General features: G+C 45.8%; 14 protein-coding genes. 12 read left to right on the top strand and 2 right to left on the bottom strand.

Annotated elements, in window-relative coordinates:
• The first annotated feature begins 65 nt into the window (after positions 1 to 65).
• The 4 genes from GC096_RS28005 (at position 66) to GC096_RS27990 (ending at position 7,513) form a co-directional block, all read left to right on the top strand.
• Entirely contained in the window at positions 66 to 3,098 is a 3,033-nt protein-coding gene (locus GC096_RS28005; RefSeq protein ID WP_171634812.1) for a discoidin domain-containing protein, read from the top strand.
• Between the two features lie 40 nt (positions 3,099 to 3,138).
• Entirely contained in the window at positions 3,139 to 5,058 is a 1,920-nt protein-coding gene (locus GC096_RS28000) for a glycosyl hydrolase family 28 protein (RefSeq protein WP_171634810.1), read from the top strand.
• 218 nt (positions 5,059 to 5,276) lie between these two features.
• Entirely contained in the window at positions 5,277 to 6,554 is a 1,278-nt protein-coding gene (locus tag GC096_RS27995) for a glycoside hydrolase family 16 protein (RefSeq protein ID WP_216626282.1), read from the top strand.
• A gap of 149 nt (positions 6,555 to 6,703) precedes the next feature.
• Positions 6,704 to 7,513 carry a transporter substrate-binding domain-containing protein gene (locus GC096_RS27990; RefSeq protein WP_171634808.1) on the top strand — a complete coding sequence of 270 codons (810 nt, stop codon included), beginning with the start codon at positions 6,704 to 6,706 and terminating at the stop codon, positions 7,511 to 7,513.
• Positions 7,514 to 7,975: 462 nt separating this feature from the next.
• On the opposite strand, the gene GC096_RS27985 is transcribed toward GC096_RS27990, so the two are convergent.
• Positions 7,976 to 8,992 carry a LacI family DNA-binding transcriptional regulator gene (locus GC096_RS27985; RefSeq protein WP_171634806.1) on the bottom strand — a complete coding sequence of 339 codons (1,017 nt, stop codon included), beginning with the start codon at positions 8,990 to 8,992 and terminating at the stop codon, positions 7,976 to 7,978.
• A gap of 175 nt (positions 8,993 to 9,167) precedes the next feature.
• On the opposite strand from GC096_RS27985, the gene GC096_RS27980 reads away from it, so the two are divergent.
• The 6 genes from GC096_RS27980 to GC096_RS27955 all read left to right on the top strand — a co-directional run bounded on the left by GC096_RS27980 (position 9,168) and on the right by GC096_RS27955 (position 16,635).
• Complete coding sequence (locus GC096_RS27980; protein ID WP_171634805.1) at positions 9,168 to 10,508, top strand: sugar ABC transporter substrate-binding protein; 1,341 nt, start codon at positions 9,168 to 9,170, stop codon at positions 10,506 to 10,508.
• Between the two features lie 22 nt (positions 10,509 to 10,530).
• A complete protein-coding gene (locus tag GC096_RS27975; protein WP_171634803.1) occupies positions 10,531 to 11,844 on the top strand; it encodes a carbohydrate ABC transporter permease in 1,314 nt (437 codons plus the stop codon).
• Positions 11,841 to 12,665, top strand: coding sequence for a sugar ABC transporter permease (locus GC096_RS27970; RefSeq protein ID WP_171634802.1), 825 nt, complete (start codon positions 11,841 to 11,843; stop codon positions 12,663 to 12,665). The genes GC096_RS27975 and GC096_RS27970 overlap by 4 nt, the downstream gene beginning before the upstream one ends.
• Positions 12,666 to 12,693: 28 nt before the next feature.
• Entirely contained in the window at positions 12,694 to 14,481 is a 1,788-nt protein-coding gene (locus GC096_RS27965) for a glycoside hydrolase family 13 protein (RefSeq protein ID WP_171634800.1), read from the top strand.
• A gap of 223 nt (positions 14,482 to 14,704) precedes the next feature.
• On the top strand, positions 14,705 to 15,976 hold the full coding sequence (locus GC096_RS27960; RefSeq protein ID WP_171634798.1) for an FAD-binding protein: 1,272 nt from the start codon (positions 14,705 to 14,707) through the stop codon (positions 15,974 to 15,976).
• Between the two features lie 2 nt (positions 15,977 to 15,978).
• Positions 15,979 to 16,635 carry a hypothetical protein gene (locus GC096_RS27955; protein ID WP_216626281.1) on the top strand — a complete coding sequence of 219 codons (657 nt, stop codon included), beginning with the start codon at positions 15,979 to 15,981 and terminating at the stop codon, positions 16,633 to 16,635.
• A 60-nt stretch (positions 16,636 to 16,695) separates the two neighbouring features.
• On the opposite strand, the gene GC096_RS27950 is transcribed toward GC096_RS27955, so the two are convergent.
• Positions 16,696 to 19,044, bottom strand: coding sequence for a beta-propeller domain-containing protein (locus GC096_RS27950; protein ID WP_171634797.1), 2,349 nt, complete (start codon positions 19,042 to 19,044; stop codon positions 16,696 to 16,698).
• Positions 19,045 to 19,433: 389 nt separating this feature from the next.
• Between GC096_RS27950 and GC096_RS27945 the strand changes: the two genes are divergently transcribed.
• Both GC096_RS27945 and GC096_RS27940 read left to right on the top strand, forming a co-directional pair.
• Positions 19,434 to 21,011 (top strand): helix-turn-helix domain-containing protein, encoded by a 1,578-nt coding sequence (locus GC096_RS27945; protein ID WP_171634796.1) that lies wholly within the window; start codon positions 19,434 to 19,436, stop codon positions 21,009 to 21,011.
• Between the two features lie 112 nt (positions 21,012 to 21,123).
• Positions 21,124 to 22,104: an ABC transporter substrate-binding protein gene (locus tag GC096_RS27940; RefSeq protein WP_171634794.1), complete on the top strand. Its 981-nt coding sequence runs from the start codon at positions 21,124 to 21,126 to the stop codon at positions 22,102 to 22,104.
• The last annotated feature ends 27 nt before the right edge of the window (positions 22,105 to 22,131 follow it).

Genomic DNA, 22,131 nt, shown 5'->3' with positions numbered 1-22,131 from the left:
GTTCCCTGCTTATCATGCCTTCTACATTGCGCTCTGTGCGATAATTCGAAACGGGGGAAATTGTTATGTTCATGATGAAACGATATTCGTTGTTCTTATTCCTTTTTAGCTTGGTTGCTATGTTAGGTTTCATAGGCGGGATACATGCGAAGGCAGCAGGTGCAAATGTAGTCAATGTATGGTCCCCTCCTACAGGTACTGCAGCGAATCCTACATTCACGGTTCAGGTGAAACCATCGGATGAGGCAACCTGGATGGATCTATACGAATACAACGTAAAAGTAGGTCATCAAGACGGCACAAATTTCGATTCATCTTATGTGAATGTTGATTTTTCTGGCTCATTAGACGTGAAAGTAACATACAATGCCGGAACAATCAGTTCCTATAACATTACGCCGTCTTCGTATAGCATTCAGGCCGTCCAGACGGGGAATACGCTCACCTTTTCCACGGTACAGGACAATCTTTCGCCACGTAAAATCGTGGTGCGTATCAATGACAGTTGGGATACAGACGTCCTGCATATCCTAACGAATCCGCTTGAGACCAATGCTCCATCGCAGGCGGCTTCCAATGTGTATCTGATTAATCCGGGAGATGCCATCCCACTGGAGCTGCCTGCCGGCAAAGATACGTATTATTTCAAAGCGGGTGAACATACGCTGCCCAAGGGTTCGTGGGCAGAGGTTGATCTTGGCGCTGTGTATGCGATCGACAAGATCGGACTTGAGCAGGCGCCTTTATATACGAATGGCCCTGCGTATCCGAATAAGTTTATCGTCGAATCGAAAGTAAATGCGGGCGACGCATACACGATGCTCTATGATGGGACAAGCAACAGCCTTCTGGGGTCTATAACCAAGAGCTTTTCGGCCAAGAATGCGAGATATGTGAGACTGAGGCTGCTGGGAAGCAACGTGGCTTCAGGATATTTATTTAGCAATACCGTGACCGAATTTAAGGTTATTCAAGCTGGCGGCACCACGAATCTAGCTTTAAATCATGGGGTTGCCGGAGCTTTCCCCAGTTATACGCAATTATTTGACGGCAATTCAACGACTCAATTTGGCTCCAAAAATGGATATGGAAACTGGCACCCCGGCGAGTCGTTTTATATTTCCAAAAATAATACGACGGTTTATTTGCAGCCGGGTGCAGTTGTACATGGATCCATTTCATCAGACGGCGTTAGTAACGTGACCATTAAAGGCCGTGGCATATTGGATGGCAGCTTGTTGCAGCATGCAAATCCAAGTCCTGGAGAAGGAAGAACAGGGGCTATATGGCTCAATAATGGAAGTGACAATACCATCGAAGGCATTACCATTCAAGACGCCTGCATGTGGACGGTCGTTATGAATTTCTCAACAAGGCCTACCGTAAGAAACGTTAACATTATCACTTATGTGGCGAATGCGGATGGCATCCATTTTTCCGGCAGTAAGAACGGGCTGGTTACGGGTTCATTTGTAAGAACGCCAGATGATAATATTGTCATGTACCACTACGGTCCGACCTCATTGAATACCGTTCAGAATAGCGTTCTGTGGGGAGATGATGCACATACCCTTCTCATCGGTTTGGGAACGGAACCTAATGCCAATATCACGGATTTAACTTTTCAAAATTTGGATGTCCTTGCCCAACAAGGGGTAGTGGATATTACGAAATTTAACGGTGTCATGAAGCTGTGGCCTAATGGGGGCAATGAAATTAAAAATGTCATATTTAAAGACATTCGCATAGAAGCCTTCCGAGATCCTGCTAAATCCGTCGTATTTCAGTTCCGCACCGATGAACGGTTTGCGGGAGAAGGCAATGGCCGAATATCCAACGTCACCATGGATAATATCACCTATAAGGGGAGCGGGGAATTGACATCGCTTTTGTCTGGTGCAAGCAGCACGAATGATGTCAAAGATATTTATATCAACAACTATACGAGAAATGGGAGTCTGGTTACGGATCAAGCATCAGGCAACATCACGAGTGCGGGGAATGTTTCGAATGTGAACTATTCGTATGCAGCCAATTTCAATAGCGATGCGACTGGAAGTGCTCCAGCAGGTTGGACGAGCAGCCCAGGAATAACGGTTCAGCCAGATCCAAGCGCAAGCGACCAAAGTGTACGTGTAAGCAAGACGACAAGCGCTGCCATAAGCAGTTCCAAATCCCTACCCCCGACATCCGGTATCGTGACTGTGCAGACCAAAATGAAAATCGTCGATAAAACCAACTGGAAATCGTTGGCTATACTGAATGCCTCAGGTACTGAGCTGATGCAGGTCGGCTTTGATTCGGCAGGCAGCATCTACAGTAATAACGGTTCGGTTTGGACGGCTTTTATGCCTTACACTACCAATCAATGGTACGACATTAAGGTTGAGATCAATACCGCAACAGACCAATATAACCTCTATATGGACGGTGTTCTCAAAGCAGCCAATCAGTCACTTGAAGTTGCAACAGCCAATGTGGCCAGTGTCATGTTTACTTCCGGTGAAGCTGCTGCAGGCACGTATTATTTTGATCAAGTAAAGGTATCTTACCTGCATACGATTGTTGACAGTGATTTCAACTCGGATACGATTGGGAACGCGCCAAGCGGGTGGACGAGCACATCGGGAACCACTGTCCAAGCCGTACCGAGTTCGACGGATAAAAGTGTGAAGATGCTCAAGACGACGAGCAGCATCGTCAATTCGTATAAGACCATAGGTGCAATGTCTGGTATCGTAACGGTTCAGGCCAAAATGAATATAGCCAACAAAACCAATTGGAGATCTCTTGCGATATACAACTCTGCAGGAGCTGAACTTACCCAAGTTGGCTTCGATAGCGGAGGGAACATATACAGCAACAATGGGAATGTCTGGACAGCGTTAAAGCCTTACAACATCAATCAATGGTACGATGTGAAACTAGTTATCAATACGATTACGGATACTTTCGACTTGTACGTCGATAATGTGCTGATTAATGCGACTAAATCACTGGAGACGGCTACCCATGATATAGGCAAAGTAGGTTTCGTATCGTCTGAAGCTCCTACAGGCGGAATCTATTATTTTGACAATGTAATTATTACGAATTAGCAAAAAGCTGTAATCATATTCAGGTTTCACAGGAGGAAAAATGTCTAATACCATTCATACATGGTCCCCGCCGGCAGGAATAGCAATGAATCCTACCTTCACAGTTCAAATTAAGCCTTCGAATGGGTCGGAATGGACCGATATATTCGTTTACAATGTTATTTTAGGTCATCAGGATGGAACAAAATTTGATTCTTCCATGGTGATTTTCGATTTTGCCGGTACCATAGACATCAAAGTCACCTATCATGGTGGAACGATGAATTGCTATGATATCAGGCCAAGTTCATATGACATTGATGCAGCGCAAATGGGAAATACCCTCACGTTCTCAACCACACAGGACGAGGATTCTCCACGTAAAATCGTCATTCGCATCAACGATAGTTGGAACACGGAAGACCTGCATATCTTAACCAATCCTTTAGAAACGGATGTGCCTTCTGAAAGTGCGCCGAATGTTCACCTCATTCATCCAGGGGATGCAATTCCTTTGCAATTGCCTGAGGGGAAAGACACGTATTACTTTAAACCCGGCCTGCATACCTTACCGAAAGGTTCTTGGGTAGAGGTTGATCTTGGAGGTGTGTATGCGATTGATCGGATTGATCTCGGGCAGACAGTATTAAAGATACAAGGATTAGGCATGGACCCTATCTCCTACCCGAATAAGTACCTTGTGGAAACGAAAGTGGAGGCTAATGATCCGTATACCCTTGTCTATGATGGTACCGGTAATACACTTGAGGGATATATAACAAATTCTTTTAGCCCAAGAGAGGCTAGATATGTGCGGCTCATGCTTCTAGGAAGCAATGTTGATTCAGGCTGGGTGTTCAGTAATTCAATTGGCGAGTTTAACGTTTATGAAGCGGGGGGGACTACGAATCTGTCATTGAATCGCGCAATTGCGGGAGCCATGCCTAGCTATGTCCATGCTGTTGATGGGAATGAGCATACTCGTTACGGAACAAGTTCCAATTATGGGAACTGGCATTCGGGTGAGTCGTTCTTTATTTCCCAACATCATACGACGGTGTATATGGCACCTGGCGCTGTTTGTTACGGATCGATATCTTCTGACGAAGTGGATCATGTGACCATAAGGGGCCGTGGAATTCTCGATGGCAGTCAATTGCAGCATATCAATCCAACTCCGGGGGAAGGCAGGACGGGCGCGATTTGGTTAAGCGGCGGCAGTGATAATCGAGTCGAAGGCATTACCATTATTGATCCAACCATGTGGGCCGTGGTAATGAATTTTGCTACAAGGCCCGTTGTTCAAAATATTCATATTATCGCCTATGAAGTAAATGCGGATGGGATTCATTTCAGTGGATCGAACGACGGTCTCATTACAGGTGTATTTATTCGAACACCTGATGATGATATTGTGATGTATCATTATGGTCCAACCTCTAATAATACGGTGAAAAATAGCGTGCTGTGGGGGGATGATGCGCATACCATTCTCATAGGTCTGGGAAGTGTACCAGATGCCCACATATCAGATTTAACGTTCCAAAATATCGATGTATTGAATCAGCAAGGGGTATATATCCTCGATAAATTTACGGGTGTGTTGAAATTATGGGCAAATGGGGGCAATGATATTCGAAATATCTTATTTAAAGATATAAGAATAGATGCGTTTAGAGATCCCTATAAAGCTGCCGTGTTTCAATTCCGAACGGATGAACGATTTCCAGGAGATCAAGACGGGGGAATCATCCAAAATATTACGCTGGATAAGGTCACCTATCAGGGTAGTGGAGAACAGAGGGCTTTATTAAAGGGTGTAAATCAGGATTCTTATGTCAAGGATATTTATTTTAAAAATTATCAAAGACAAGACATGCTGGTTACAGATATCAGTTCTGGGCATATGGACGTGCAGGAGCATGTATCTAATGTTCGTTTCGGGGCAGATGAAGACGAATTACGTATATCGATACGGTAGAAAAGCCACAAAATATATATAGAGGACCTAGCCGCTGGCTAGGTCTTTTATATGGAAAGAAAGACCGAATCATCGTAGGAATCCAAAGAATCTTAGATATTTTGACTGAAAAGAATCCCTATATAATTATAAATGCAAGCGGTTACTCTGACTTAGGAGGAGGGCAGCGAGAGATTGAATTGTGTTCTACCAACAATTGGATGAAGAAGGGAATTGTGATGACGATGAAAACCAAAGTGATTAGCCTGTGTATGATGCTTGTTGTTCTGTTAACGACGTTAATGCCAATTGGTGTATCTGCTGCTGATTACCCTGCTAACCCCATTACCAAAACAGGTTACACCCTTGATTTCCAGGAAGAGTTTGATGGAACGACTTTGGATACAAATAAATGGCTTCCGTACTATCTTCCTCACTGGACAACGCCGGCTGATCGGGAATTAGGGGCTAAGGCGCGGTACACGATTGCAAACGGGGCCTTGCAAGAACGCATTGATGCAGATACACCAGCATGGAACCCGACTTATGATTCTACGGTGAAAATATCCAGTATCCAGACGTATGAGAAGGACAACTGGCATAAATTCAACGGATCGATGCCGAATAATCATCATGAAGCTGATTTTAACGGATATAGCACGATGTATGGCTATTTTGAAATGAGAGCCAAAAATGCCAATGTCGGCGGCGGCGGACATCAAGCTTGGTGGATGGTGGGGACGCAGGATACTAGCAGCGCTTCGGCCAATCCCGAAATTGATATTGTCGAGACATTCTTCTCGAAACCGAATACGTGGCGGATCGCTGGATATGGCTGGGGGGATCCTAATTTTCTAGGTAACTGGGTCTCCTATGAAGATCCGGTTCCTAGCGGCGATCAGTCTACCGAGTATCATATCTATGGGATGGAATGGACTCCTACACAGCTTAACTTCTACTACGATAACCAGCTGTACAAAACGATCAATGATGCGCCTAACATGCCGATGGGGATGATTTTGGGGATTTATACTGACGCGGGTTCAGGTGTTCATAATAATGTGTGGCCAAAAACATGGAGTGTAGATTATGTCCGTGTATGGAAGAAGAATGGCGGCTATCCAACGCCGTATTATCGCATCAAAAATCATCAAACTGGCCTATATATGCATACGAATAATCTCACGGGGAACGTAGAATACGGCAATGTACCAGCTACAGATTATAGCTCCCAGTGGTCCAAAGAAACGACGGAGGGCTATACCCGATATAAAAATAGATCGACTGGCCAATACATGCATTTGGAGAATTTGAACGGAAATGTTCAGTATGGCACTGTGCCAGCGACATATTGGAGTTCACAATGGACAGAAGAAATTGTCTCGGGCTATACTCGAATGAAAAATCGTTGGAAAGGCACCTATATGCACACGGAGAATAGCACGGGCTTGGTGCAGTATGGAACTGTTCCTACAACGTATTGGACCAGCCAATGGACCTTTGAACCTGCTAGTTAATATCGAGTTAATCGTACATTAAGTCTGCAAGAAACCAGTTAACCCTAACGTAGGGGGTTGACTGGTTTTTTTAACTTGCTCGCCTGCATAACCCTCCAAACATTTACAAATAATACCTATGTTTACCGAATGAGGAGGGTATGGATGCAATGAATGAAGGCTTTAGAAGTAAACGAGGAATTATCCTCTCGATCACCCTGTTGATTGCCATGATAGCTTCTGGATGTACGCAGAATAAAACAGTCAAAGTCGGCATCGAGGAAAATTTCCGCCCCTATACGTATACAGATGGTGGCGAGAAGAAAGGCTTTGAGGTGGATTTATGGCAAGCACTCGCCAAAAAGTCGAAGCTTACCTACGAGTTGGTTCCTATGGAAATGGGTGAATTGAATAAAGGGTTGAAGTCTGGTGCTATTGATTTGGCCATTGCGGGGAAGACAATTACAGATGCACGAAGTAATGATCTTGAGTATTCCGATCCTTATTTTCAAACAAACTTAGTGATTCTTACTGCTTCGGAGAACGGGACGATCAAAGGCAAAGACGATTTGGTCCAAAAAGCGATAGCAACCGAAAATGGATCACCGGGATTTTATTATGCGAGTGAAATTCAAGGAGCGAAAATCCACGGCTTTTCAAAAATCTCCGATGCCTATGAGGAGTTAAAAAATCATAAAGCAGACGCAGTTATCGTGGAGGAACGCAATGCCCAGGATTATATGAAAAACACAGCGCAAGGGTCCGTAAAGATAGCAGGAGAGCCGTTCAATAAAGAAAGTCTAGCTATTCTTGCTAAAAAGAAAAACAAGTACCTCGGAAGAATCAACGAGGCGCTCCAATCCGTATCCAAAGATGGCACCTACGAAGACCTGTATACGAAGTGGTTCACAGGCAAGCCGAAAATGATGCCGAATAAAATCAAAAAAGAAGTGGAACACGACTTACAACATGAAGCTTAATTCTATTCTTATATAGAGGCTGTCCCATAAGTAGATTTTTCTACTTCAGGACAGCTTTTTTTACTCTACTTTATCTGATTTCGGTTTTCCTACCCCGTCTAAATGGAAAACATACAGTTAATTCTCGCGAATTTCTCCGAATTCCACGATTAGATGGAATTTATGTCGTTAAATCATCGAATTTCATCCATATTCTCTTGAAATCTTGGAATTACATGGATAATTTCCAGTTAAATCACTGAAACACGAATTTGATGTGAAATTAAATGTACAAAATACAGTTACTCTAGTGTTTGGTCCACGGCTGCCCGCATCCCTGCACGAGAGAGGAACGCTAACATGGCTGCCGTATGCAAAAAGGGACGTACTTCTCAAGTACAGTCCCTTTTCTTGTATTTCTCCATAAACGCTCCGTCCTTGAAGGACAGCGGAGAAGTTTTTCTCATGGCGGTTTTATGATGTTTACTGTCTACGAGTCGATTCACGAATAATTAGACTAGGTTCAATCGATCTGGTTTCCACGGGTTTATGAGGATCGGCAATCCGCTGAGTCAGCATGGTCCCCGCGGTGACACCCAGCTCGAAAGTATCCAGCTCGAGGCAAGTGAGTGGTGGCGTTGTATAAGGTGCAAGCGGGTAATTGTCGAACGTAACAATTCCGATCTCATTCGGTACAGACAGTCCATGCTCGCGTATGGCCTTTAATACACCAAAGGCGGTGTAATTGTTGATGCAAACAACCGCATCAGGCGGGGAGGCTAGTGCCAGCAGCTCTTGCATCAGGGTATATCCGTTTTCTTCGTTAGCGAAACCTGTCTTTAGGTGGTCGTTGTGGATCGTTTTACCGAACCGTTGAAGCGTACGTGTCACGCCTTCGTATCGGTTTTTGAAGAGGGGGCTATGAACCTCACCACCAACAAAAGCGAAGTTGCTGTATCCCTGTTGCAACAAATGTTCGGTGATCATCCCAGCTCCCTGAATATTATCGATATCTACCCAACTCACCGAATCGACACCTGCTAAACCGCCTAGTGATACGAAGGGAAATCGCAAATCATTCAATTGCTGAGCTAGCGACGCGGTTAGAATTGTGTTATCCATAATGAGACCGTCTACTTTTTTATTCAAAACGAGTCGTTCCAGGAAGTTATTCTCGCTCTGGGAATGAGAATTGCAGATGGTTAATTCATAATTTAGTGTGCCAATCACATTTTCTATCCCACCGATAATGGTATAAAAGAAATGGTTCAAGAAATCATGCTTCCGTGACATATCAATAAGCACGCCGATATTGAAGCTGCTTTGTTTAGCCAATTGGGTTGCAATGCTGCTCGGGATGTAATTCATTTGTTTCATGATATCCCTAATTTTTATTTTGGTTGCTTCCGGTATCGTTGGAGAGTCGTTCAGCACTTTCGATACGGTAGATTTCGCGACATTGGCAACTTTGGCAATATCATTAATTGTAATTTTACTCATAGTTCCCCCAACGCTCATAAAAATAGTTTGATTTAAGAAAACGGATATGTTATTTTATATTTAGGAAACCGGTTTCCTAATGTATCGTTGCTTATTTTTCTCTACACTATAGCACATCAATAATCAGAATGGTATTGTCGTTTTTCATCCGATTATAGAAGGGGTAATGCTGCGTATGAAGAAGAAAATGTTAGGTCTGCTAACTGCCACACTTGTTGCAAGTTCACTCACAGGATGTTCAACAGGAGCGGGTGATAATCAATCAAGTACTGCTTCCATGAAACCTGCCAGTGAGGCAACCAAGCAGCCTGAAGGAACAGACAAGGATAAAAATGATAACGCTGCCAATGCCAATGCTAATAGCAAACCTGAGCCCGGTGCCTCTCTACTTGTATGGGAAGATGGTGCTGAAGTTGCTTTTGTAAAAGAATTGGCTGCTGCTTTCAAACAACAATATAATGTCGATGTGAAAGTGGAGTCTGTCGCTGCACCTGATCAAGCAGGAAGGCTTGCGAATGATGGACCGGCAGGACTTGGTGCAGACGTGGTGATGTTCCCTCACGATAAGCTTGGGAATACAGTAACGGCTGGCCTGCTATTGCCCAATGATTTGTTTCAAAAGGAAACGGAAGCGACAATGGCCAAAGCAGCGATCGATGCCTCTTCTTATAATGGAAAGCTTTACGGGTATCCAAAATCTGTAGAAACGTACGCCCTCTTTTACAATAAAGACTTAGTTAAAGATTTGCCGAAGACTTGGGATGATATTATTGCTTTTTCCAAAACGTACAATGATCAAGCCAAGAAAAAATACGGCATCATGTGGGAAACGAAGATCATGTATTACAACTACATTTTCCTGGCATCGTTCGGTGGTTATATGTTCGGCAAAAACGGAACGGATGCGGGCGATATCGGTCTGAATAGCGATGGAGCTGTAGACGGCGTGAAATATTACCAAAGCTTGCATGATATTCTTCCTGTTAAGGTCGAGGATTTGAGCTATGATGTGAAAACGCAATTGTTTCAAGAGGGCAAACTAGCCTATAACATTGACGGACCATGGTCAATCGGTTCATTTAAAAATAAAGTGAACTTCGGGGTCATGCCGCTGCCGGATTTCCCAGGTGGGAAGAAAGCCATATCGTTTTCAGGTGTCCGCTCTTACTATGTGAATTCCTATACGAAATACCCTAAGGCGGCGAAGCTGTTCGCCCAATTCATTACCAACAAGGACAATGCTTTAAAGAATTTTAAAGCTACGGGAATTCTACCCGCAAATGCAGAGGCGAGCAAGGATCCCATTATTGCGAATGATCCGATGTTAGGTGGATTTATCAAGCAGTTCGCGCAATCTCAGCCCATGCCGACACTCCCTCAAACGGCCAATGTATGGACACCGATGGAAGGGGCATTTACGGCCATTTGGAACGAGCGTGCTGATGTCCGCAAGAAGTTGGATGAAGCGGTGAAAACGATTAAAGAACAAATTGCATCAGCTCCGGCCAAAAAATAAAAAGGAAAGAAGCGCAATCGACATGCAGAACAACTACACCGGCAAAGCCATATGGCTCTCCATCTTCTTCATGGGTTTCGGACAATGGTACAACAAGCAACTGATCAAAGGGTTTCTATTGTTTATCTTTGGCCTTGCGGGAGTCGTATTCATCGTTTCTCAAGGATTCGGGCGCATTGTTGGGTTAATCACACTGGGGGATACCCCGCGTTCTATCGTTAAATCGGGGGATGTATACACGCCGGTTGCAGGTGATCATTCGGTATTTCTTATGGTGGAGGGACTCATTTCTTTGCTAGGTGTGATGTTCATTCTACTTGTGTATATCCTGAATGTGCGTGATGCGTATAAGGTGGCTGGATTGCGAGAGAGGGGGACTCAGCCCCACTCTTTCGCCCAGACGCTTCAGCATATTCGGTATCGGCATTTTCCTTATCTCATTCTCGCCATCCCTGCCATTTTCGTTGTTTTCCTGAATGTCATGCCGCTTATCTTTAGTATTTTGATTGCCTTCACCAATTATGCCGCCCCGGTGCTGCCTCCGGCCAACCTTTTGGATTGGGTAGGATTTCGTATATTCCAAAATCTGCTCACACTCAAGACATGGAGCAGAACCTTCTATGGCGTACTGACTTGGACGGTGATATGGGCTGTTTTGGCCACGATAACGACCTTCGTAGCAGGAACGTTCGTAGCGGTTTTGGTTGCGCAGAAGGATGTCCGGTTAAAGAAAATGTGGCGAACGCTGCTGATTGTTCCTTTTGCGATTCCCAATTTGGTTTCATTATTAGTTTTTCGCAACTTGCTCAATAGCGAATTCGGTCCAATTAACCAGTACTTAAGATGGTTTGGCCTGCAAGGATTACCTTGGCTGACAGACCCTTTTTGGGCAAAGGTAACCGTGCTTAGCGTGAACTTATGGCTGGGTATGCCGTTAATTATGGTGCTCGTCTCGGGTATTTTGACTACGATTCCAAGGGATTTATATGAGTCGGCGGAAGTAGATGGAGCCAAGGCTTGGGATAAGTTCAGGGAAATCACATTGCCCATGGTCATGTTCTCTGCAGCTCCGGTTCTCATTATGCAATTTGCCTCAAACATTAATAATTTCAACGTTATCTTCATGCTCACAGATGGCAATCCGCTTATATCCAACTACCAATATGCAGGAGCGACGGATTTGCTTGTGACATGGCTGTATAAGCTGACGTTAACGAACAACCAATACAACTTCGCTTCGGTGATTGGGCTGATTATTTTCGTTATGGTCGCTGGAATTTCGATTTATCAGTATCGGAAAACGCAATCTTACAAGGAGGATGACATTATTCAATGAAAATTCGCCTCGTGGTGACCTATTTGATCCTAATCGTTCTTTCATTGGCGAGCGTGTATCCTGCCTTGTGGATATTGTTGTCTTCCTTGAAATCAGGCAACAGCTTATACAGTGAAACCTTCATTCCACATTCGCTCACGCTGGATCATTACAGAGACTTGTTTACAAGTAAGATACACCGTTACCCTATATGGTTTATGAACACACTGAAAGTAGCCTTCTTCTCTACGTTATTTGGAAGCCTGCTGACCATGCTTGGTTCTTACGCCTTGGCCCGTTTCCGGTTTCCTGGCAGGAAGCAGGGGTTAATCCTGCTGCTTATCCTGAATATGTTTCCCGGATTTATGGCGATGATTTCCATCTTTATCCTGTTGTCCCAAATCAAATTGTTGAATAATCACTGGGCGCTCATTTTGGTATACAGCTCGGGTGCGTTCGTCATGAATATGTTCGTGGCAAAAGGGTTCTATGATACGATTCCTCGCAGCTTGGAGGAAGCAGCTTTAATTGATGGGGCAACGCATAGCATCGTATTCTGGAAAATTATTTTCCCCTTATCCAAACCTATGCTGACGTACATTAGCCTAGTTATTTTCTCAGGGGCCTGGGTCGATTTCATCTTTGCTCGGCTCATTCTAAGATCACAAGAAAAAATCACTTTAGCTGTAGGGCTCTATGAAATGGTCAGCCAACGGAACTCAACAGAATTTACGATGTTTGCGGCTGGCGCCGTACTCTTGGCAGTCCCGATTATTATTCTTTATTTTTGGCTGCAGCGATACTTAATAGACGGTCTTACGGTCGGTGCATCCAAAGGCTAAGTCATGCTTACTAGAAGGAGATCAACGAATGCTCGAGTCTATTTATCATACAAACGAAGCTCCATATGCTTTTGCCTTGAATCAAACCCACCTGAAGGTTCGTATTCGGATGAAGAAAAATGCGACACTCTCTTGCAGTATCGTACATGCAGATCGTTATCATTCACCGGGAACAGAACTGCCGCAGGAGATGGAGAAAGTTGGTTTTACCCGACATTTTGACTACTATGAAACAATGGTGGAGCTTCCGAAGAGGAGGCTGCGGTATTTGTTTATGGTTCGAACACGAGAAGGAAATGATGTTTGGTACGGAGAACGTGGAGCTTCCATGCACCGAGCAGAAGCAGGTTACTTCCACTTTTCATATATTTGTGATGCGGATATTCCTCAGGTTCCATCGTGGTTGCCTGAAGCTATTGTCTATCAAATATTTCCAGACCGATTTCGCAATGGCGATCTGACTAACGACCCAAAAGGTGTTCAGCCCTGGACGCAAGAGGATAAACCAGAGAGCGAATCCTTATTTGGGGGAGATATCCAGGGGATCATCGAGAAACTGCCTTATTTGGCTGAGCTCGGCGTGAATACGATTTATCTTACACCGATTTTCAAATCGCCTTCCAATCACAAATATGATGTTACGGATTATTACAAGATTGATCCCTCTTTCGGAGATATAGGACTATTGAAGCTCCTGAAATGGTCAGCTAAGCAGCAGGGGATGCGTCTGATTCTAGATGCTGTATTTAATCATTCAGGAGACCAATTTTTCGCATTTCGCGATGTGTTGGATTCGGGGGATGCTTCACCGTATAAGGATTGGTATCATGTTCATAACTTTCCGATTGTACAGAAGCCAGTACCGAGCTATGAGACATTCTCTCATGCTGAATCCACGATGCCGAAGTTGAATACTTCCAATCCGAAGGTTGTCGATTATTTGCTGAAGGTGGCGCGCTACTGGATAGAAGAGGTAGGAATAGACGGCTGGAGGCTTGATGTGGCGAATGAAGTTGATCAGCAATTTTGGCGTCAGCTGCGGACAGAAGTGAAGGGCATTAGCAGCGAGCTTGCTTTAATCGGCGAGATTATGCACCAAGCTGGACCTTGGCTGCGGGGAGATCAGTTTGATAGTGTGATGAACTATCTGTTTCGTGAAGCTGTACTTGATTTCTTTGCCCGCCAAACTGTAGGTGCGACCCGTTTTCTGGAGGAAATCGTTCAAATTCAGATGAGCTACACGGATCAGGCGAACTCAGCTATGCTCCAATTGTTGGGGAGCCATGATACTGAGCGGTTTCTCACCTCCTGTATGAAGGGGGGATGGGGTTGGAACAAAACAGAAACAGCAGTTGCTCGGATGAAACTGGCCGTTTGTTTTCAATTCACTTATCTCGGAATGCCGATGATCTATTATGGCGATGAGGTTGGGATGACTGGTGAAACCGATCCGGATTGCCGGAAACCAATGGTCTGGGAGAGCTCAGAGCAGAACGGAGAGATGCTGGCTTTATATCGCAAGCTCGCAGCACTTCGCAAGCGTCACATCGTACTCACACGCGGCAACTTTCGATTATGGTTCGTTGATGAAGCACGCAATGCGTTTGGCTTTTTGCGCGAGTACGACGGTAAACGCGTCGCGGTCATCATCCATCATTCCCCGAATCCACAGGAATTGGTGGTTACAGCTCCATGGACAGCTTCAAATAATCAGCTTTCGGATGTTCTTAATGAAGTAGAATACGTTGTTAGCGTTTCGGATAGTTGCTTGACTGTGCAGCTACCAGCATTTGGTTGTGCGATTTTGACGGATTAAATATTCATATACAAAAGACTCGAGGTCTGTACGCTGGTACCCGTAGTCTGGACACTTTGAAAAAGCGTTCAGACTATGGGTGCCTTTTTTGTATGCTAGAGTAAGCGGCCGGATGGGTTTACTATCATGTGATGTTGTGCATAGGATTTATGCTTGGATAGTGGGTTATGTTAAAATGGTGATAAAATGATAAAACTGCTGGGAAAAGGGAGAACATACAACGATGATCAATAATCGCAACTGGGCTGGCAATTACACGTACAGCGCCGCCAATTATCATGTTCCTGCGAACATAGAAGAAGTACAAGCATTAGTAGCAAGCAGTCAACAAATCAAGGTGCTTGGTACGCGCCATTCGTTCAATGGCATCGCTGACTGTACGGAAAGCTTGATTTCGCTTGAGAAGCTGAATCGTGTGATCTCGCTTGATCGAACGAACCATCGGGTAACGGTTGAAGCAGGCATTCGCTATGGTGAGCTAGGCGAGTATCTTCACGCGAATGGGTACGCGCTGCACAATCTCGCTTCTTTACCTCATATTACAGTTGCAGGCGCATGCGCTACCGCAACACATGGTTCTGGTGATCGCCATGGCAATTTGGCGACGGCTGTTCATGCCATGGAAGTGGTCATCGCGGATGGGAGTATCGTGCTATTCTCCCGAGACCATGAAAATGGACATCTTGCCGGTGCAGCTGTAGGACTAGGTGGATTAGGTGTTGTCACGACAATCACCTTGAATGTAGTCCCATCCTTTCTGATGCATCAACATGTGTACGACAATGTGCCATTAGCGCAGCTAGAAGAGCACTTCGACGACATTTTCTCCAGTGGCTACAGTGTCAGCCTTTTCACAAATTGGCAGGAATCTTCGTTTAATCAACTGTGGAAGAAGCAGGTAACGAGTGTTCAATCCTCCGCTCCGGAGCAGGTAGAAGCTGAGTTATACGGGGCCAAGCTCGCTGATGCACATCGTCATCCCGTGCCAGGTCACACCTCCGAGAATTGCAGTGAACAGATGGGAATACCAGGGCCTTGGCATGAACGGATGCCGCACTTTCGGATGGATTTCACGCCTAGTGCAGGGGAAGAATTGCAGAGCGAATACTACGTGCCCCGCCAACATGCGTATGCGGCATTATGTGCGCTCAACAGTATCAAAGAGCTCATCTCGCCTCTGCTGTATGTTTCTGAGGTACGTACAATTGCGGCAGATGATTTGTGGATGAGTCCCTGCTATAAGCAGCAGATGGTCGCTTTTCATTTTACATGGAAACCGAATTGGGAAGCTGTTAAACAAGTGCTGCCTATCATTGAACAGCATCTCGAGCCTTTCGAAGTTCGACCGCATTGGGGCAAGCTGTTTACGATGTCGCCGGCCCGCGTGCAGTCACTGTTTGAGAGACTGCCAGACTTTCAGCAACTGCTTCGCCAATGTGATCCAGATGGCAAGTTCCGCAATGACTTCTTGAAAACGTACATCTTGGGAGATTAATAATGAAAAGAATCGGATGCTTCCATGCCCATTATTCGAATATTGAGCATATTGACAATGCCCTGCGCAGTTTGGACGTGGAGCTCATTCATTATGTAGATCCGGGTCTAGATCGGATCAAGCTGGATGCGGATTTCACGACCGAAATGGCTCAAAAGAAAGTGCTCGACACACTGAATTGGATAGCCAAAAGCCACGTAGACGCGATTTTAATAACATGCACTTTTTTTACCGCCATTTACGATGAAAATGTTCATCCTTTTCCAATTCCGATTATCAAAATCGATGATCCGCTATTCGAAGAGATCTGTCAGCTGGATCAGCCTGCGATTGTTGCTTTTACGAATCCAAGCACTGTACAAGGAACGATGAACCAGTTATTCCTTTACGCCGCTAAGAAAGGGATCGCACTTGAAGCAGCGCCTGCCCTTCTGGCGAATACCTTTGAGCTCATCATGCATGGGAAGAAGAGTGAATACATACAAGCTGTCACAGATGGGTTGATCCCTCTGATCGAGGAAAACCCAACGAAGCGCGTGGTTGCTGCTCAGCTCTCGATGGTTCCAGCGGCTCAGGCTGCGGAGAAGCAAACGAAGCACGTTGTTGGCAATCAACTCGTTTCATTAGCCACGTATCTGAAAGAGGTTTTAGCCATCTAAGTTGGCCTTAGCCAAACACAAAAGCCCCGATCCTTATAGGATTCGAGGTTTTTTCTTTATTTACGGGATGACGACCGTATTCTTTTCTTTCAGCGTGCTAAGGTCGTTCGCCTTAATGAATCCGTTCGACACGGTATACAGGGTGTCACCGATATAAAGAACGCGCTGCACCTGTTTGTCACCGGCATAGAAATGCTGACCCGCCTTACTCAGATCTTCCTTCGAGAGATGGGTGATGCCGCCGCGGAACTGGAAGCCCTTTTCCAAATCAAGGTTGTAAACGTACGCTCCTTGGAAAGCAAAGCTTCCATATGCGCTAGCCGAATTCTTCGAATTGGTGGTCGCAGGGTCGAGTTTCATCACCGAAACAGGGAAGGAAAGTAGATTTTTCTCCTTAGAAAAGAGCAAAGCACGATGATTGTACAGCAACTCAGAATCCGTTCCCCGATCCCCGATCAGCTCCGTAAATTTCTCCTTCGGATTATTCACATCGGATACATCGAATAAAGCTACTTTCATGCCCTGATAATAGGCGATGGATTGTGAGCCTGCTGCGTTTTTGTTTTCAACCTCAACCGTATCTTTGCCGAAGCCAATAATATGGTTTTCATCATAAGGATGCAGATAGTTGCTGTAGCCTGGGATCTTTAATGCCCCTAACAATTTCGGCTGATCCGGTTGCTTTAAGTCTAAGACGAATAGCGGGTCCGTGTTTTTAAAAGTAACCATATAGGCGCGGTCGCCCATGAAACGGGTAGAATAGATGCGCTCGCCTGGCGCGATGTTTAAGATCTTGCCTTCCTCTTTCAGGTTCGCGTCAAGGATGTAGACGTGGTTTTTGGATGTGCCTTCATCTGTCCGCCAGACTTCTCCCGTGGTTGTAGCAAGTCGGAGGTGACCGTTATGCTCATCCATCGAGAATTGATTGAGAAGATGACCAGGCACTTTGCCGGTATTTTTATATACAGCTTTTCCTGTGTTTAGCCCAAATTGATACAGGTTCGTCTCCTGCTGTTGATCTTCATAGGTTGTGGCCGCCACGTAGAGGTTCTCTTCAGACGCGTAGACATTCTGACCCGAGCCGAGGTACGAGGTGACATTCATCGTCTGCGTCAGATCGCCCAGATTAAGACCTCCGACGAGCACATAGTTGGGCTCAAGGGCTTTGGGCAAATAGTAGATTTGATCTAACGGAATCGAGGTGAAAGAATCACCTGCCGAGGAATCTCGATAAGCTGGGGCTAGTTCTTTTTTGGCGTCATCCGTATTCGCCTTATCGCGGTAGTAATAGTAATTGACATATTTATTGGCGATAAAATAGAGTGAAGACCCCATTTTACGGGAAGAAATATAGTCTCCTTCAAGCTCAACTTCTTTCAGTAACTTCAGGTTACTCCGATCCGTGAGATCGTAAACCATGACCTTCGTCGTTGCCTGCGATCGGATCGGTGAAATCATTCTCTTGTCTACAATGCCGATGGTTTTGCTGCTGTTGCTTGAGGCCTCATTATATGGCACGGGGATGAGGTTTTGATAGGATTGCCCCAACACGACCAGATGCGTATCATCCACGTAGATTTCACTCGGTTGGAACTGCGCGTTTGTGGTGTTTGCCGCTTGGGGGAAATCAAGGATACTCAGCACTTTCATCTGATCTGCCGGATACGCTTGGGTGACGACGATCCGCTGCTTATTCACGGTATAAATGTACGTTCCATCTGACTTGACGACATCCGATTCGTCCACACCTTGCACTTGCACATTCGTTCCAGAGTACTCGGGTGACACGGATTTGGCCGAGTCTTGGACCACGACACCAGCAATGCCGGGGGGAGCTGGCACTGGGGCTGTCGAGGAAGATTCAGCGATGGCAGATTTCATCATGACAACATTTGTGCGCATCCCGTTGCTTTCATTCTGCGTTAATAGGGTAACTAAGTGGTCATAAGTACCGACAACCGGCAAGCTGTCCGTTTGCTTGGTGATATTAACGGAACTAGTTGCTGAATCCCAGCGAACAACATGATTGACACTCTCCATAAAGAAACGCAGTGGGACGTAGAGGGAGTCACTTACGATTTGGGTACTACCATTCATGGTGGTTGCTTGCCCGTTGATGTTGGCATAGTCGGCATTCAGGGGCAGCTTAAGCTCGTACCCATTGCGTGTAACGACAGCAGTCCGTTCAGCTTCATTCCAAGTTACTTCCATGTCTAAAGCGGTTGCAAGATCGCGAACAGGCGCCATTAGAATGCCATCCATCATACGTGGCTGCTGCGAGAAAGCAATCGGTTGCCCTTCAAGCTTGACGATCGTTTCCTGACCAGCCTGCGTAGAGACAGGTGTAAAAGCGGATGTTAAGAGGATTGCGGTCGTTAGGAGGCCTACGGCCAAAACCTTTTTCTTCATCTAGCTCATCCTTTGCTTCGTTATTGTAGGTTTCCATTATTTTACCTGTATCCACTAAACGGATGGCATGGAAGATTTGTTGCATGCGATTGGAAATATTTCTCTCACCTGATTAAGTTTATTCCTCTAGTATCGTGCAGATCGGCTTTTGCAATCTTGCTTTCTAGTCGAGACTCCCTTACAAGGCCAGCTAGGTTTGGGTATACTGTGTGTATAAGAGAGGCTGCTAAAGATGGAGCCAGCGCTGCGTTTGGTGTGAGCTGCGGAAACGATGTTTATGGATAAGAACACATGTCCAGCCGTTTTGTGCTACGCTAAAGCAAAAGACAGAAGGAAATGAGGGATCGGCGATAGATGATACCCTAGAAAGGTGGCTGCCGCTAGATAAAGTGGCGCTTAGGCTGCTTCAGATTCAATATCATCGTTTGGACACGGATGGATTCATCAAGCTGCAGATTCCGCATGCCTATAGAATGCTTCTTATCCTAGGCGGAGAAGGCAAATGTATGGTGGATGGCGAGTGGATTCCTCTTCAACGAGGCAGCTGCTGCCTGCTGCGGCCAGGGACGTATACGGCTGCCAGCGTGAGCACAGGAGAAGGATTGGCCTGGTACGATTTCACCTTCGAGGCTTTTCCTTACGACCAGAAGCCGATAGGCAATTCAGGAGATACGGGCCAAGGCGACAAAGTGTGGTGCGGCGCTATCCCAGAGCATTCGCTGGCTCAAGCAGTAGATCTCGCCAAACGACTGTATATGGAGCGCGATAGCCAAGAGCGCGTTGAACGGTTCCGTTTAAATGTAGTTTTTCAAGAGCTCCTTTACTGGGTGATGAAGGATTTGGGCAACGAAGCTGTCGGACAAGCGAAGGAGCGAATTGCCCGGATAATCGACTATATGGAGCGTCATTTCCAGGATAATCTTACACGCGACATGCTTGCGCAAATGGCTGGCATGAGCCCTGAATATTTCTCCCGTATATTCAGGAAAGAGACTGGCAGGACGCTAGGCGAGTATTTGACGAACATTCGCATCAATCATGCCAAACGCGAGTTGATTCGCGGTCAAGCGTCGATTGGTTGGATCGCAGAATATGCCGGTTATGGCGAGCAGTACTATTTTAGCCGCAAATTCAAGCAAGAGGTTGGCATGTCGCCTACAGTCTATATGGAGAAACAAAGAAACCATGTGGCATGCCTGTTCCCGCCGTATGTAGACCATATGCTAGCATTGGGGGTTACCCCTTACGCTTCTATGATTGATAGAGTACACCCCTTGTCGTCCCAAGTGCAACGATCCATTCATTTAGGAGAGCAGGAAGCTGAGCTAGGCGAACGTCATCTGAGCCAACTGCTGCAGATTGAGCCGGATTTGATTCTTTGCAGCCAATACATTGATCCGAAGCTGGAAGCCAGGCTGAATCGAATCGCACCGACGTTTACGATCTCGTATAAACAGGAGTGGAGGCGCGTTTTGGGTGAAATTGCTACTTTGCTGGGCAAATCGGAAGAGCTGGAAGAGGCGCTTTCCCGTTATGAACGCAAATGCCATGAAACATCGACACAGATCAAGTCAGCTATCGGTGAGCAAACGGTCGCTTTGCTGCGAATCCATGCAGATCAAATTCGCTTGTATGGCGGGTCCAGGCATTCGTATACGGCACCTGTGCTGTATGGGGATTTGGGACTGAAGGCGCCAGGTCTTGTGCGCCGACTGGCTTGGGACGATTACTGGGCAAGCGTATCGATATCGCATCTTTCACAGCTCGATGCGGACCAACTGCTGCTTGTCGTCGATCCAGGTTGCGAAGAGCAGCTGCAGACGTTGATGGACAGCCGAAACTGGCATGACATACCAGCTGTGAAGCGAGGGAATGTCTATCACGCAGATTACTATACATGGATGAGCAGCGGCATCTTGATGAATACCATGAAGATGGAGGAAGCATTGCGATTCCTGGGACAATAGATGTCACAATTGTCCATCTCCATGAACGGTTTTGTCCTTGGCAGTCGAAGAGGATCACGATACAATTGATAACGATTCTCAGTAAAGAGAGGCATAAGGAGTGGTAATCGACATGAAGAAAACTCGTTTATGGATGATGGGGGCACTGGCTGTCACATTGGGGGTATCGCTTACAGGTTGTGGGTCTAAGAATACGAATGCAGCGAACACTGCGACCGCGACGGTCAGCCCAAGTACTGTGAAGGAAACGGCGTCGGCCAAGCCTGCAGCTCAGGAGAAGACAGTCAAGGATGAGATCGGTCATGAAGTGAAGATTCCCGCTGATGCGAAGCGGATTCTCGGAATTTATTTGGAAGACGAACTGCTGTCGTTGGGCATTCAGCCGTTCAAGCAATCGAAGATCGGAACATGGAGCGGACAGGATTATCTGGGTCTTTCGATACCGTCCATCGATGTGAGTGGAAGTGTAGAAGCCGTTTTGGAAGCGGCGCCTGATCTCATTTTGGAAAATGTATATGATGAGAAAAGGTATGGTCAATTTTCCAAAGTGGCTCCGATGTACGCCTTTAAAGATGCAAGAGCAGATTGGAGAGCGACGATTCGCACTTTAGGTGATCTGTTTGGCAAAACAGACAAAGCGAAGGATGTCATTGAGAAGTATGACCAGAGAGCCAAGCAGGCTGGAGCGACCATCAAGCAAAAGATTGGCGATCAAACGGTTGCAATCGTTCGTGTTCATACGAAAGAGTTCCGACTCTATGGCGGCCCGGGTTATGCCGGACCTGTTGTATATCAAGATTTGGGGCTTACGCCATCGAAGCTTGTGAAAGAATTGATTTTGGACAAGAATGGGAAAGTTGTGCCGATATCCATGGAAATGATCCCTCAGTTGGATGCCGATCACATCTTTATTACAACGGATACAGGAGCAGAGGACAAGACCAAGGAATTGCTCGCTAGTCCGCTGTGGCAGAGTCTTCCGGCTGTCAAAAAGGGGCATGTGTATCAGGTTAATTTTGAAACATGGATGAAAAGCGGTCCAATCGCTGATGGCAAAAAGATTGATGATGTGCTTGCTGCACTTGCAAAATAAGCGTTGCCCTAGAGGCTGTTTCTTCAG

The sequence above is a fragment of the Paenibacillus plantarum genome (genome assembly GCF_013141695.1).
Classification (GTDB): domain Bacteria; phylum Bacillota; class Bacilli; order Paenibacillales; family NBRC-103111; genus Paenibacillus_E; species Paenibacillus_E plantarum.
The sequence above is the reverse complement of the archived record's forward strand: the minus strand, read 5'-3'. Positions and strand labels throughout refer to the sequence as shown.

Bases quoted from the DNA above. Each gene is read 5' to 3' on its own strand.
- GC096_RS27995 (WP_216626282.1), top strand. From the start codon at position 5,277: ATGACGATGAAAACCAAAGTGATTAGCCTGTGTATGATGCTTGTTGTT.
- GC096_RS27960 (WP_171634798.1), top strand. From the start codon at position 14,705: ATGATCAATAATCGCAACTGGGCTGGCAATTACACGTACAGCGCCGCC.
- GC096_RS27980 (WP_171634805.1), top strand. From the start codon at position 9,168: ATGAAGAAGAAAATGTTAGGTCTGCTAACTGCCACACTTGTTGCAAGT.
- GC096_RS28000 (WP_171634810.1), top strand. From the start codon at position 3,139: ATGTCTAATACCATTCATACATGGTCCCCGCCGGCAGGAATAGCAATG.
- GC096_RS28005 (WP_171634812.1), top strand. From the start codon at position 66: ATGTTCATGATGAAACGATATTCGTTGTTCTTATTCCTTTTTAGCTTG.
- GC096_RS27955 (WP_216626281.1), top strand. From the start codon at position 15,979: ATGAAAAGAATCGGATGCTTCCATGCCCATTATTCGAATATTGAGCAT.
- GC096_RS27970 (WP_171634802.1), top strand. From the start codon at position 11,841: ATGAAAATTCGCCTCGTGGTGACCTATTTGATCCTAATCGTTCTTTCA.
- GC096_RS27965 (WP_171634800.1), top strand. From the start codon at position 12,694: ATGCTCGAGTCTATTTATCATACAAACGAAGCTCCATATGCTTTTGCC.
- GC096_RS27940 (WP_171634794.1), top strand. From the start codon at position 21,124: ATGAAGAAAACTCGTTTATGGATGATGGGGGCACTGGCTGTCACATTG.
- GC096_RS27950 (WP_171634797.1), bottom strand. From the start codon at position 19,044: ATGAAGAAAAAGGTTTTGGCCGTAGGCCTCCTAACGACCGCAATCCTC.
- GC096_RS27975 (WP_171634803.1), top strand. From the start codon at position 10,531: ATGCAGAACAACTACACCGGCAAAGCCATATGGCTCTCCATCTTCTTC.
- GC096_RS27985 (WP_171634806.1), bottom strand. From the start codon at position 8,992: ATGAGTAAAATTACAATTAATGATATTGCCAAAGTTGCCAATGTCGCG.
- GC096_RS27990 (WP_171634808.1), top strand. From the start codon at position 6,704: ATGAATGAAGGCTTTAGAAGTAAACGAGGAATTATCCTCTCGATCACC.